This window comes from Bacillus sp. FG16 (assembly GCF_057809515.1).
In genome coordinates, this window is the sequence record NZ_JBMDKC010000008.1 from 1 (window position 1) to 14,072 (window position 14,072).

At 36.1% G+C, this 14,072-nt stretch carries 12 protein-coding genes and 1 pseudogene; 12 read left to right on the forward strand and 1 reads right to left on the reverse strand.

Translation table 11 applies throughout. The features are described 5' to 3' along the window. Positions 1–31 precede the first annotated feature (31 nt). The 12 genes and pseudogenes from ACODS7_RS04865 to ACODS7_RS04920 form a co-directional block, all read left to right on the forward strand. Positions 32–370, forward strand: a pseudogene (locus ACODS7_RS04865) (hypothetical protein); the annotation flags it as partial. Between the two features lie 3 nt (positions 371–373). Continuing rightward, positions 374–1,012 (forward strand): ATP-binding cassette domain-containing protein, encoded by a 639-nt coding sequence (locus tag ACODS7_RS04870; RefSeq protein WP_029443606.1) that lies wholly within the window; start codon positions 374–376, stop codon positions 1,010–1,012. Positions 1,013–1,053: 41 nt separating this feature from the next. Next, the gene (locus tag ACODS7_RS04875; protein WP_029948375.1) at positions 1,054–1,581 is read left to right on the forward strand and encodes a hypothetical protein; all 528 of its coding nucleotides are present in this window, start codon (positions 1,054–1,056) and stop codon (positions 1,579–1,581) included. A gap of 491 nt (positions 1,582–2,072) precedes the next feature. Continuing rightward, positions 2,073–4,580 (forward strand): preprotein translocase subunit SecA, encoded by a 2,508-nt coding sequence (gene secA / locus ACODS7_RS04880; protein WP_029443605.1) that lies wholly within the window; start codon positions 2,073–2,075, stop codon positions 4,578–4,580. Between the two features lie 143 nt (positions 4,581–4,723). Then, positions 4,724–5,822 (forward strand): peptide chain release factor 2 gene (gene prfB, locus ACODS7_RS04885; RefSeq protein WP_097920038.1). Its coding sequence is split into 2 segments (ribosomal slippage): positions 4,724–4,795 and positions 4,797–5,822, totalling 1,098 coding nucleotides; the frame shifts between segments, so codons are not numbered across the junction. A gap of 439 nt (positions 5,823–6,261) precedes the next feature. Continuing rightward, complete coding sequence (cccB, locus tag ACODS7_RS04890) at positions 6,262–6,585, forward strand: cytochrome c551 (RefSeq protein ID WP_000727971.1); 324 nt, start codon at positions 6,262–6,264, stop codon at positions 6,583–6,585. Positions 6,586–6,869: 284 nt separating this feature from the next. Beyond that, positions 6,870–7,556, forward strand: coding sequence for a cell division ATP-binding protein FtsE (gene ftsE, locus ACODS7_RS04895; RefSeq protein WP_080117069.1), 687 nt, complete (start codon positions 6,870–6,872; stop codon positions 7,554–7,556). Beyond that, on the forward strand, positions 7,546–8,439 hold the full coding sequence (gene ftsX / locus ACODS7_RS04900; protein WP_000645028.1) for a permease-like cell division protein FtsX: 894 nt from the start codon (positions 7,546–7,548) through the stop codon (positions 8,437–8,439). The genes ftsE and ftsX overlap by 11 nt, the downstream gene beginning before the upstream one ends. 118 nt (positions 8,440–8,557) lie before the next feature. Then, complete coding sequence (locus ACODS7_RS04905; protein ID WP_080681878.1) at positions 8,558–9,994, forward strand: S41 family peptidase; 1,437 nt, start codon at positions 8,558–8,560, stop codon at positions 9,992–9,994. 91 nt (positions 9,995–10,085) lie between these two features. After that, on the forward strand, positions 10,086–11,288 hold the full coding sequence (locus ACODS7_RS04910) for a PDZ domain-containing protein (protein ID WP_050589715.1): 1,203 nt from the start codon (positions 10,086–10,088) through the stop codon (positions 11,286–11,288). 230 nt (positions 11,289–11,518) lie between these two features. Beyond that, the gene (locus tag ACODS7_RS04915; protein ID WP_029443601.1) at positions 11,519–13,234 is read left to right on the forward strand and encodes an ABC transporter ATP-binding protein; all 1,716 of its coding nucleotides are present in this window, start codon (positions 11,519–11,521) and stop codon (positions 13,232–13,234) included. Positions 13,235–13,299: 65 nt separating this feature from the next. Continuing rightward, positions 13,300–13,611: a heavy metal-binding domain-containing protein gene (locus ACODS7_RS04920; protein WP_029443600.1), complete on the forward strand. Its 312-nt coding sequence runs from the start codon at positions 13,300–13,302 to the stop codon at positions 13,609–13,611. A gap of 100 nt (positions 13,612–13,711) precedes the next feature. Here ACODS7_RS04920 and ACODS7_RS04925 read toward each other — a convergent pair whose 3' ends face one another. Next, the gene (locus ACODS7_RS04925) at positions 13,712–14,071 is read right to left on the reverse strand and encodes a macrolide transporter (RefSeq protein WP_029443599.1); all 360 of its coding nucleotides are present in this window, start codon (positions 14,069–14,071) and stop codon (positions 13,712–13,714) included. Between the last annotated feature and the right edge of the window lies 1 nt (position 14,072).

The window sequence follows — 14,072 nt, forward strand, 5'->3', positions numbered from 1 at the left end:
TGCTTCAAAGGTTAGGAACTGAACAATTGTTAAAATATTAAACGTAACTTATATAATTCAAATAATTATAAGCTTTTTATTAGCTTTGATTTTTGAGTTTTTAACGTTTTATATACCAATAACTATTGTTTTTGTACTAATGTTGTTGTACCTGTTTTTGTCTATTTTCTTTCATAGTATTTATTTTTTAGGCTCTTTTGTTATGCCAAATCGTTGGTATTTTGTTGATCACAGTTCAATTCAATTGACTTTAGGTAATAATCAATCTATTCAATGGAATGATTTACTCCTAATAGGGGTAGTAATTGTTGTTGTAATGATTTTATTAGGTAGTTTTTGTTTTAAAAAACTAGATGTGATAGGTGAATAATTTATGGACAATTATATTAAATGTGAATGTATGACGAAAAGATTAAAAGGAAATATTGTGTTAGATAATATTAATTTGTCAGTAAAAAAAGGCGAATTTTTAGTTTTGAAGGGGCATAATGGCTCTGGTAAAACGATGATTTTACGCGCTATATCAGGGTTAATGCGTTTGAATTCTGGAGTTGTTTATGTAGACAATGAAATAATTGGAAAACAAAGGCAATTCCCTGATTCTATGGGGATATTGATTGAATATCCAAGTTTTATTCCAGCGTATACTGGTTTTCAGAACTTGAAATTTTTATCATCGATTAATAATAAAATTTCTGATGAGGAAATTTATAATATTATTCAGAGGGTTGGACTTGATAAAACAGATAAGAGAAAGTATAAAAGATACTCTTTAGGTATGAAACAACGTTTAGGGATAGCGCAAGCTTTAATGGAACAACCAAAATTATTGTTATTAGACGAGCCAACTAATGCTTTAGATAGTGATGGGATAAAAGATGTTTTAGATATTTTGGAAGTAGAAAAATCTAAAGGAACGACTATTATAGTAGCTAGTCATGATGTGCATGTCCTGGATAATGGTATAGTAGATCGCATTGTACATGTTAATAATGGAAAGTTGGTAGATTAAGAGTGACAAGAAATCATGTCTTAATAATCATTGGATTGTGTTTGTTGCTATGTATATTTGCTAGTTTATTTAGATTTAAAACATTAAATCTAAATAATGAATCTTATAAAGTGGTAAAAGATGAATTTTTATCTAATAGAACTTTTGAAGATGGACAAGGAGTTACGTTTCATGCTCTTGATCCTCTTGATCCTACAAAAGTTTATGATCCTTATGAAGACCGTGAAGTAGTGACGTATGTTTTACCTTTAAATATTACAAATACAACAAATCGGGATATTAACTTGCTTAGTAATGAGTCTATTTCCGATACATTGTTTTATTCTAAAATAGGCGAGTTTTATAATGTAATTCCGTATGCAATGGAGTTACCTAAACAATATCAGTTTGATCCTGTAATACCTGCTGGTAAAACAGTACGAGGATATATAGGGACAAATTATTTTATAGGAGATGACCCTTATAAAAATTATAAAAACTTTTCAAATGAATCAACTAAGGTGAAATTTATTTCTTTTATGAAGGATAAGAAAGGGAAATATCATGAATTAGAAATACCAATAAATTAATAAAATTCGTGATTGATCCAGATATATTTTAAGGGTGTTTTTTGCTGTGGTTGAGTAGATCTTGCAACATAACAGTATCGTTTAAAGTCGGAGTTGTTTCGCAGGTGTAAGTATCTATGGATGCTGCACCTGCGGAATTTCCGACTTTTTGTAATTGTTCATTTAAAACTAATAGATTTCCTTCGATTATCCTCTTTTAAAGTGGGATATTTAATACGGAATTTGCAATAGAGGGATAGAGAAAAGACATATTAGTTTGTTGGAACAAATGAAATGAAAACTTTTATGAATATAAGGCCTGACATTCGGCCGATTGTTGTCATAGTTATAAGACAAGTGTTACAATTATCATTAGGTATATACATTTTAGTTTTTTTAATTAGGAGAAAAATTGGCATAACATACATTTGATTTTTACAACGACTGATTGTAATAGAGAAAAAGAAAAACAATCGGAAGTTTTATTTTAATAAAAGAGGAGCGTATTTCCTATGATCGGTATTTTAAAAAAGGTGTTTGATGTAAACCAACGCCAAATTAAACGTATGCAAAAGACAGTTGAGCAAATTGATGCATTAGAGTCATCTATTAAGCCACTAACTGATGAACAATTAAAAGGAAAGACGCTTGAATTTAAAGAACGTCTAACAAAAGGTGAAACAGTAGATGATCTACTACCTGAAGCTTTTGCAGTTGTTCGCGAAGCGGCAACTCGTGTTCTTGGAATGCGTCCATATGGCGTACAGTTAATGGGTGGTATTGCCTTACATGAAGGGAATATTTCTGAGATGAAAACGGGTGAAGGTAAAACGTTAACATCTACATTACCTGTATATTTAAATGCTTTAACAGGAAAAGGTGTTCACGTTGTTACAGTCAATGAATACTTAGCACAACGTGATGCGAACGAAATGGGACAACTTCATGAGTTCCTTGGCTTAACGGTAGGAATTAACTTAAACCATATGTCACGCGAAGAGAAACAAGAGGCTTATGCTGCTGATATTACGTATAGCACAAATAATGAGCTTGGATTCGATTACTTACGTGACAACATGGTTTTATATAAAGAGCAGTGCGTTCAACGTCCACTTCACTTTGCTATTATCGATGAAGTCGATTCTATTTTAGTCGATGAAGCGCGTACGCCGCTTATTATTTCAGGACAAGCTCAAAAATCAACAGAGCTATACATGTTTGCAAATGCATTCGTTCGTACGTTAGAAAATGAAAAAGAGTATTCATTTGATGTGAAAACGAAAAATGTAATGTTAACAGAAGATGGTATTACGAAAGCAGAGAAAGCTTTCCATATTGAAAACTTATTCGATTTAAAACATGTAGCACTTCTTCACCATATTAATCAGGGGCTTCGTGCACACGTTGTTATGCACCGTGATACAGATTATGTTGTACAAGAAGGCGAAATCGTAATTGTAGACCAATTCACTGGTCGTCTTATGAAAGGTCGTCGTTATAGCGAAGGATTACACCAAGCGATTGAAGCAAAAGAAGGTGTAGAAATTCAAAATGAGAGTATGACGCTTGCGACAATTACATTCCAGAACTACTTCCGTATGTATGAAAAATTATCTGGTATGACTGGTACAGCGAAAACAGAGGAAGAGGAATTCCGTAACATTTACAATATGAACGTTATTGTAATTCCAACAAACAAACCGATTATTCGTGATGATCGTGCTGATTTAATCTTTAAATCAATGGAAGGTAAGTTCAATGCTGTTGTTGAGGATATTGTAAATCGTCATAAACAAGGGCAACCTGTTCTTGTAGGTACAGTTGCAATTGAAACTTCAGAGCTTATTTCAAAAATGTTAACGCGTAAAGGTGTACGTCATAACATTTTAAATGCGAAAAACCATGCACGTGAAGCAGATATCATTGCAGAAGCTGGTATGAAAGGTGCTGTAACGATTGCAACGAATATGGCTGGTCGTGGTACAGATATTAAACTTGGAGACGATGTGAAAATCTTCGGTCTAGCAGTTATCGGTACAGAACGTCATGAAAGCCGTCGTATTGATAATCAGTTACGTGGTCGTGCTGGTCGTCAAGGGGACCCTGGTGTGACGCAGTTCTACTTATCAATGGAAGATGAATTAATGCGCCGATTTGGTTCAGATAATATGAAAGCAATGATGGATCGTCTTGGTATGGATGATTCTCAGCCAATTGAAAGTAAAATGGTTTCTCGTGCGGTAGAGTCTGCACAAAAACGTGTTGAAGGAAATAACTATGATGCACGTAAGCAATTATTACAATACGATGATGTACTTCGTCAGCAACGTGAAGTTATTTATAAGCAACGTCAAGAAGTAATGGAATCGGAAAACTTACGTGGCATTATTGAAGGTATGATGAAATCTACAGTAGAACGTGCTGTTGCGCTTCATACACAAGAAGAAATTGAAGAAGATTGGAACATTAAAGGTCTTGTTGACTACTTAAATACAAACCTGCTTCAAGAAGGAGACATAAAAGAAGAAGAATTACGTCGCCTTGCTCCTGAGGAAATGAGCGAACCGATTATCGCGAAATTAATAGAGCGTTACAACGACAAAGAAAAGCTTATGCCAGAAGAGCAAATGCGTGAGTTTGAGAAGGTTGTTGTATTCCGCGTTGTAGATACGAAATGGACAGAGCATATTGATGCGATGGATCACCTTCGTGAAGGTATTCATTTACGTGCTTACGGTCAAATTGATCCACTTCGTGAGTACCAAATGGAAGGATTCGCGATGTTCGAGTCAATGGTTGCTTCTATTGAAGAGGAAATTTCTCGTTACATTATGAAAGCTGAAATTGAACAAAACTTAGAACGTCAAGAAGTTGTTCAAGGTGAAGCTGTTCATCCATCTAGCGATGGCGAAGAAGCGAAGAAAAAGCCAGTTGTAAAAGGTGACCAAGTGGGCCGCAACGATTTATGTAAATGTGGTAGCGGTAAAAAATATAAAAACTGCTGTGGTATTGTTCAGTAATATAGGGCGGTAGCTTGGCTGCTTTGCAAACTTTTATATCAAAAATGTATAATTAAGAAGAATTAAACTCTCTCCGTAATAAGTGGAGAGAGTTTCCCTTGTTTTCATACGAAAGTAACAGCAATTACATAGAGGTGAAGGAAATGGAATTAGTAGAAATTAGACAGGAATTAGAGAAAATGGCTAAGCGATTAGCGGCTTTTAGGGGGTCTCTTTGACCTCCCTACTAAGGAGAACCAAATTGCAGAATTAGAAGAAAAAATGATGGGCGCAGGATTTTGGGATGACCAACAAGGCGCACAAGTTATAATTAATGAAGCGAATGCGTTAAAAGATATGGTTGGAAGTTTCCGTCAGTTAGATGAGACGTTCGAAAATTTAGAAGTAACGCATGAGCTTTTAAAAGAAGAATATGATGAAGATTTACATGAGGAATTAGAATCAGAAGTAAAAGGCTTAATTCAAGAAATGAATGAGTATGAGCTTCAGTTACTATTAAGTGATCCTTATGATAAAAATAATGCGATTTTAGAATTACATCCAGGTGCAGGTGGAACTGAGTCACAAGACTGGGGTTCTATGTTATTACGTATGTATACACGTTGGGCTGAAAAACGTGGATTTAAAGTAGAAACGGTTGACTATTTACCAGGTGATGAAGCTGGTATTAAGAGTGTAACCTTATTAATTAAAGGTCATAACGCTTACGGTTACTTAAAAGCAGAGAAAGGTGTACATCGTCTTGTACGTATTTCACCATTCGATTCTTCAGGTCGTCGTCATACATCGTTTGTATCTTGTGAAGTTGTACCAGAGTTCAATGATGAAGTTGAAATTGAAGTACGTACAGAAGATTTAAAAATTGATACGTACCGCGCAAGTGGAGCGGGTGGGCAGCACGTAAATACGACAGATTCAGCAGTTCGTATTACACATACACCGACAAATACAGTTGTAACGTGTCAGTCAGAGCGTTCACAAATTAAAAACCGTGAGCATGCGATGAAGATGTTAAAAGCGAAATTATATCAAAAGAAACTAGAAGAGCAACAGGCACAATTAGATGAAATCCGTGGGGAACAAAAAGAAATCGGATGGGGTAGCCAAATCCGTTCTTACGTATTCCACCCGTATTCTCTTGTAAAAGACCACCGTACAAATACGGAGGTTGGTAACGTACAAGCAGTTATGGATGGAGAGATTGATCCATTTATTGATGCTTACTTACGTTCTCGCATCTAATAAGCGAAAAAAAGCCAACAAAATTGTTGGCGCATGCTGAGGATATAGAGGATATAAAGAATTTGATTTTATTTTTATAGATGAAGTAAAGAGGAAGAGAAGTTGGAAACGACAACTTCTCTTTTTGATGGGATTATATGTAGATTACAATGCTGTATATTGTTTTGTAAAAAGTAGAGAATAATAAAATAGAGCGGTAATAGGGTGAAGATTTATATAGAACTTTTCTAATTTTCCTTTTAAAAAGGATTCTTTATAGAAGTTTTTTAAGTTGTTCACAGAATTGAAACAACTTATGAAAGCTTTATTTTATCAAGGTTCTCACTGTATTTTTGAGGAATATGAAATACACCTTAGTTTTTCTATATAAAGATAATGCTTATAATGAAAATGAGTGTGTTAGGAATAAAAAGAATATCAACAATGGGGAGCGATAGAAGTGAAAAAGAAATTGTTGGCTATTGCGCTAGGGACATCGGTTGTTTTTGCTTTAGGAGCATGCGGAAATAAAGAAGAGAGTAAGTCTTCGAAACAGTCTGCAAGCACAGACAGCGCAGAACAAATTTTCCAAAGAAGTTGTGCTGGATGTCACGCGACAGATTTATCAGGGGCAACTGGACCTGATTTAAGAAAAGTAGGCGGTAAGTACGACGCCGCAGATATCGAAGAGATTATTAAAAAAGGCCGCGGTTCAATGTCACCAGGACTTATTCAAGGTGAAGATGCGAAAAAAGTATCTGAATGGTTAGCAGAACATAAATAAAAAAGGTGAAATGGACGAGTTGATAATATAGTCAACTCGTTTTCCTTTTTCTGGGATGTAACATAACTGTAACAAAAATGTATCCAAATTGGAAACCGTTTGATGTTACAATGGGGTTTGTAGAATTTTGCTGAAATATATTACATAGAGTGGTATTGCTTATGAGAAAGCATAAGTAAACTACCTTCAACAAGGATGAATAAGTGAAAATGAAGGATGTCTTTTATTTTCAGATGTACAGAAAAGTATTTCGAAAAAAATCATTAAGTATTGGGTGATAAATAATGATAAAAATGACGAATGTTTATAAGGAGTACCCGAATGGTATGAAAGCCATTGCTGGTCTTACAGTTAACATTAAACAAGGTGAATTCGTATACGTAGTTGGACCGAGTGGAGCCGGAAAATCTACATTTATTAAAATGATGTATCGTGAAGAGAAACCATCTACAGGATCTATTAATGTAAATGGACTTACTATCGAAACATTGGCAGAAAGAGACGTTCCGTATTTTCGTCGTCAATTAGGCGTAATTTTCCAAGATTTTAAATTGCTACCTAAATTAACGGTATATGAGAATGTTGCGTTTGCTTTAGAAGTAATTGAAGAAGAACCGGATGCAATTCGTGAGCGTGTAACAGAAGTTCTAGGTCTTGTAGGCCTTGAAGATCGTGCAGACGCACTTCCAAGTGAACTTTCGGGCGGGGAGCAACAACGTGTTGCGATTGCGAGAGCGATTGTAAATCGACCAAAGGTTGTAATTGCCGATGAGCCAACAGGTAACTTAGATATTGAAACAGCTCTTGATATTATGAAGATTTTTACTCGCATTAATGAGCGTGGTACAACAATTGTTATGGCGACGCATAATGCAGATATCGTAAATACAATCCGTCATCGTGTAATCGCGATTGAAGGCGGAAAAATTGTTCGAGACGAGATTGAGGGAGGATACGGATATGAAGGCTAAGACCCTTAGTCGACATTTGCGAGAAGGTGTAAAGAATCTATCACGTAACGGATGGATGACGTTTGCTTCTGTTAGTGCAGTAACAGTTACATTATTACTTGTAGGTGTCTTTTTAACAGCGATTATGAATATGAACCATTTTGCGACAAAAGTAGAGCAAGATGTAGAGATTCGTGTACACATTGATCCAGCTGCGAAAGAAGCTGATCAAAAGAAATTAGAAGAAGATATGAGTAAAATTGCAAAAGTAGATTCTATTAAATATTCTTCTAAAGAAGAAGAGTTAAAACGTTTAATTAAAAGCTTAGGTGATAGTGGAAAAACGTTTGAGTTATTTGAACAAGATAACCCACTTAAAAACGTATTCGTTGTAAAAGCAAAAGAACCAACAGATACAGCGACAATCGCGAAGAAAGTTGAAAAAATGCAGTTTGTCAGTAATGTTCAGTACGGAAAAGGGCAAGTTGAACGATTATTTGATACTGTAAAAACTGGTCGTAACATTGGGATTGCGTTAATTGCTGGTCTTTTATTCACAGCGATGTTCTTAATCTCTAATACAATTAAAATTACAATTTATGCTCGTAGTACAGAAATTGAAATTATGAAACTTGTTGGTGCAACAAACTGGTTTATTCGTTGGCCATTCTTGCTAGAGGGATTATTCTTAGGAGTATTAGGATCAATTATTCCAATTGGCCTAATTCTAGTTACGTATAATTCGTTGCAAGGTGTGTTTAACGAAAAACTTGGCGGAACAATTTTCGAGCTTCTACCATACAGTCCTTTCGTATTCCAATTAGCTGGTTTACTAGTGTTAATCGGTGCTTTAATCGGTATGTGGGGAAGTGTAATGTCAATTCGTCGCTTCTTAAAAGTATAAAAAGTTGCAAACATAATTCGTACAAGCTTATCATATAGTAGAAATAGGTAAAGGCATCACACACTGTGTGATGCCTTTTGCTACACCACCTGTGTGTTTTGGAAAGGGGAATTCCGCATTGAAACGTAGAGTTGCAATTATTGGAATGGTTGTTGCATTTTTAATTGGTGCTGGCGGAATGTTTGCAGGCATGTCTGTATTTGGGGTTAACCCAGCAGAAGTAACGCAAACAATTTCGAGTGGGAATGCTAGCACTGCGCAAGGGAATTTGGCAAAAATTAATGAGGCGTATGCACTAATTGATTCACGTTATGTGGAAGACGTGAAAGATGAAAAGTTAGTTGAAGGTGCAATACAAGGTATGTTGTCTACGCTGAAGGACCCTTATTCCACGTATATGGATAAAGAAACAGCCAAACAGTTTAGTGAATCGCTTGATCCTGAATTAGAGGGGATTGGGGCTGAGGTGAACAAGACGGACGATAAGCTTATTATCGTATCGCCAATTAAAGGTTCACCAGCAGAAAAGATAGGAATTAAACCGAATGACCAAATTTTATCTGTAGATGGAAACAGTGTGAAAGACTTATCACGTGAAGAAGCAGTATTAAAAATTCGTGGTAAAAAGGGAACGACTGTCGCAATTGAAATTAAACGTGCGGGAGTAACTGATCCGATTGTATTTAAAATTAAGCGTGAAAAGATTCCAATCTTTACAGTGTTTAGTTCTGTGAAGCAAGAGAGCGGAAAAGATATCGGTTATATGCAAATCACTTCTTTTGCTGAGAATACAGCGAAAGAATTTAAGGATCAGTTAAAAGAGTTGGAAAAGAAAAATATAAAAGGCTTAGTTATTGACGTGCGTGGTAATCCTGGTGGCTATTTAAATAGTGTAGAAGATATACTAGGGGAAATTATGACGAATAAAAAGCCAATGCTACAAGTAGAGCAGCGAAATGGTGAGAAGAAGAAATTCTCTACGGAACTGAAAGAGAGAAAACCATATCCAATTTCAGTATTAATTGATAATGGAAGTGCTTCTGCTTCAGAGATTTTAGCGGGTGCGCTGAAAGAAGGAGAAGGATACGATTTAATTGGTGAAAAAACATTTGGTAAAGGTACTGTCCAGCAAGCTGTTCCATTTAAAGACGGCAGCAACATTAAATTAACGATGTTTAAATGGTTAACACCGGATGGGAACTGGATTCATAAAAAAGGAATCGCACCAACAGTAGAAGTGAAGCAACCAAATTATTATCATGCGACACCAATTCAAATTGAAAAAACACTTTCATACAATTCAAATGATGTACAAGTAAAACATGCTCAAGAAATGCTTAAGAGCTTAGGGTATGTACCAGGTCGTGAAGATGGATACTTTAGTAAAGAGACAGAATCGGCGCTGAAAGCATTCCAAAATGCGAATGAGATGGAAGCGACAGGACAGCTTGATAAAAAGACAGCTGAAGCGATTCAAACTAAAATTATCGAAAAAATCCGTTCTGGAGAAAATGATTTACAATTACAGTCAGCATTAAAGTTAATGGCAAAATAAGAAGAAATACAGGCAGTTTGCTGCCTGTATTTTTTTGTGTTAAACAAACGTTTGTTTAGTTGTGATAATATAAAAAGAAAGAATGATATAAATGGTGGTGAATGAGTTCGTGGAGGCGTGGATTTTTGAAATAATGCGGGCAGTTGGACGTTTTTTCTTACACCCTGCTGTCTATATATTTGTAATAAGTAGTATCTTCGTTGGATACTTACGTATGTTAAGAGAACGAAAAGATTTTTCTTTTAAAGTTTATGATATTTGGTTTGAACTGCGAACCTCTCTATTTGCAGGGATTGGATACGGATTAGTAGTATCTATTATTACGATTGGGCTTGGACTTGTTGTTTCTAAAGCAAGCTTATGGGCCATTTTAATTTGGACATTACTATTTGGATTAACGGCTATGTATCGATATTTATCGGCAGCTTATACATTTAGCATTGCGATTGTATGTGTTCTATTATCTTCTAAGCTACCAGTTTCCTTCTTACAGCTTCGAGAAGGTGAAGAGAGTACCATTGTATCCCTTGCTATTTTGCTAGGCGTTATGCTTATTGTAGAAGGCTTATTGATTTCTAAAAACGCGGTAGGATACTCTACACCGAAGATTAGGAAGGGGAAGCGTGGATTAAAGATTGGTTTACACGAATCAAAGCGTTTATGGATCGTTCCTATTTTTATTCTTGTACCGGGTGATGCGGTAACGCAGTTTATTTCATGGTGGCCTGTCGTTTCAATAGGTTCAAATACATATTCTCTATTCCTCGTTCCATTTTTAATTGGGTTTATGAGAAAGATTAAAAGTTATGAGCCGACGGAAGCTTTATTATTTACAGGAAGACGTGTTTATGGATTAGCAGGACTTGTGCTCGTTTTAGGAATCGCAAGTTACTGGTGGCACGTACTTGCAATTATCGCGATGGGAGTCGCGATGCTTGGGCGTTTCACAATTTCGATGCAAGAGAAAATTGCTGATGAAACCAGACCAGCGTATTTTGCTGCATGCAATGATGGGCTCATTGTACTAGATACAATTCCAAATACAATTGGAGCAGAGCTGAAATTACTGCCTGGAGAAATTATTACGAAAGTAAATGGAGTCATTCCAAAAAGCGCCGAGGAATTTTATGATGCGCTTCAAACGAAGACGACAGGAGCATTTTGTAAATTAGAAGTATTAGATACAAATGGTGAGCTTCGTCTTGCACAAACTGCATTATATGCTGGTGGACATCACGAATTAGGTATTGTATTCGTTGAACAGGAGCATGAGTGGGATTCAGAAGCGATGTAATAGAAGGAATGGTATCACCTTGTGGTGGTACCTTTTTTTGTTTTTTGGGGGGAGGGTAGTTAGTAAATGAAATTTATATCGGCGATTATTCGAATATATCGACTTTCCGGCCAAAAACGACAGCTATCGCAAAGTTTATTTTCAGTTTCATAGACGGATAACTTGAATAATTATTTGATAATGGTTATCATTTAGGGAGTCTTTTTAATTTTGGAAAATGGAGGTAAGATATGCTGCGTAAATTTTTCTCGTACTATAAACCGTATAAAGGTTTATTTATACTCGACTTTTCTTGTGCGGTTGTCGCAGGATTATTAGAACTCGGCTTCCCGCTTATCGTAAATCAATTTATTGATAAGTTATTGCCAGGGCAAAACTGGACGCTTATTTTATGGGCTTGTTTCGGTTTACTCGCAGTTTATATGTTAAATGCAGGCTTACAATATGTCGTTACATATTGGGGACATATGCTTGGTGTTAACATTGAAACAGATATGAGGCAGAAATTATTTGATCACATTCAAAAGCTATCATTCAGATTTTTTGACAATAATAAAACAGGTCATCTAATTTCACGCCTTACAAACGATTTAATGGAAATTGGGGAAATTGCTCATCATGGACCAGAAGATTTGTTTATCGCTATTATGACTTTAGTTGGGGCATTCTCATTTATGATGATGATTAACTGGAAGTTAGCGCTATTAACGTTCTTCGTCATTCCATTCTTATTATGGTTAGCACTTTACTTCAATAAAAAAATGACAGGTACGTTCAGACGTTTATTCTCAGACGTTGCTGATTTCAATGCATGTATTGAGAACAACGTTGGTGGTATTCGCGTTGTACAAGCATTCGGAAATGAAAAGTTTGAGAAAGAGCAATTCGCTGTGAACAACGCTCGTTTCCGTACAACGAAATTAATGGCGTATAAAATTATGGCTTTAAATTCATCGATTAGTTATATGCTCATGCGTCTCGTAACGCTCTTCGTATTAATATGCGGTACATGGTTTGTTCTGCAAGGAGAATTAACATACGGTGGATTTATCGGATTCGTTCTATTAACGAATATTTTCTTCCGTCCAATTGAAAAAATTAACGCGGTAATCGAAAGCTATCCGAAAGGAATCGCTGGTTTTAAAAGGTATGTAGAGCTTCTTGAAACAGAGCCTGACATTGTAGACTCTAAAGATGCAATGGAAGTGAAGCATGTACATGGTGATATTCAATATAACAACATTACGTTTGGATATGAAAACAAAGAACCGATTTTAAATGACATTAGTTTGAACATACATGCAGGTGAAACAGTTGCGTTCGTTGGACCATCAGGAGCTGGGAAAACGACGTTATGTAGCCTATTACCACGTTTTTATGAGCAATCATCTGGATCGATTCAAATTGATGGAATTGATACGAAAGATATGACATTATCTTCACTTCGTAAGCAAATTGGAATTGTGCAGCAAGATGTGTTCTTATTCTCAGGAACAATTCGTGAAAATATTGCTTACGGGAACTTAAAGGCGTCAGAAGCTGAAATTTGGCAGGCAGTAAAACGTGCGCAGTTAGAAGACTTAATTTACTCACAACCAGACGGTTTAGATACTGTTATCGGTGAGCGTGGTGTAAAACTTTCTGGTGGACAGAAGCAGCGTCTAGCAATTGCTCGTATGTTCTTGAAAAACCCGCCAATTTTAATACTAGATGAAGCTACTTCCGCACTAGATACTGAGACGGAACTTGCAATTCAAAAATCACTTGCTGAATTAGCAGCTGGCCGTACAACGTTAGTTATCGCTCACAGACTTGCAACGATTAAAAATGCAGATCGAATTGTCGTTGTAAATAAAGACGGTATTGCAGAACAAGGTTCACATGATGAATTAATTGAGCAAGGCGGAGGATACAGTAGGTTATACGAAGCTCAGTTTAGTTCGTAAATATAATTTGTACTGAATTAGTGCACCATAAGTAGGTAAAAATCTCATATGGGAGGCTATAGAGTATGATTGTAACAACAACGTCTACAATTCAAGGAAAAGAAATTATTGAGTATATCGATATCGTCAATGGAGAAGCGATTATGGGCGCGAATATCGTTCGTGACCTCTTCGCTTCTGTCCGTGACATTGTCGGCGGTCGTGCGGGTGCTTATGAAAGTAAATTAAAAGAAGCGCGCGACATTGCAATGGAAGAGATGAAAACTTTCGCAAGACAAAAAAATGCGAATGCCATTGTTGGTATTGACGTGGATTACGAAGTAGTTCGCGAAGGGATGCTAATGGTTGCTGTGAGCGGGACTGCTGTTCGTATATAAAGTAAAAAGCCGTGCTGATGCATGGCTTTTTACTTTATATGTCGAAGATTCAATATTTCTTGGGAAATGTGGAATGCCCCGTCGATATATAGGGAAGACATTAGAGTGCTTCTTTACATTTTTGAATTTGAGTTAATAATTTTGCGTATTCTTGTTCGAGAGATGTGATGTCATCGTGATGATTTGGAATGGAAATCCGGCTGATGACTTCTGTTAATTTTGTTTGTAATCGTAACAATTCTTGCTCAGTAACGTTTAAAGAATCTCCGGTGGTTCTTTTTGTGTATTGCTCGTAATTACCGTGGAAGATTCTTGGTTCACTCTCATCTACTTGGAGAATATGGTCTGCAACAGAGCGAATAAAGGCACGGTCATGGCTAATGAAAAGTATAGTGCCAGGATATTCTTGTAACATGCTTTCTAATTCTTCTTGCGTTGCTAAGTCTAAATAGTTTGTCAAA

Coding starts and splice junctions, on each gene's coding strand:
- ACODS7_RS04915 (WP_029443601.1), top strand. CDS start 11,519: ATGCTGCGTAAATTTTTCTCGTACTATAAACCGTATAAAGGTTTATTT.
- ACODS7_RS04910 (WP_050589715.1), top strand. CDS start 10,086: ATGGTGGTGAATGAGTTCGTGGAGGCGTGGATTTTTGAAATAATGCGG.
- ftsE (WP_080117069.1), top strand. CDS start 6,870: ATGATAAAAATGACGAATGTTTATAAGGAGTACCCGAATGGTATGAAA.
- ftsX (WP_000645028.1), top strand. CDS start 7,546: ATGAAGGCTAAGACCCTTAGTCGACATTTGCGAGAAGGTGTAAAGAAT.
- secA (WP_029443605.1), top strand. CDS start 2,073: ATGATCGGTATTTTAAAAAAGGTGTTTGATGTAAACCAACGCCAAATT.
- ACODS7_RS04870 (WP_029443606.1), top strand. CDS start 374: ATGGACAATTATATTAAATGTGAATGTATGACGAAAAGATTAAAAGGA.
- ACODS7_RS04920 (WP_029443600.1), top strand. CDS start 13,300: ATGATTGTAACAACAACGTCTACAATTCAAGGAAAAGAAATTATTGAG.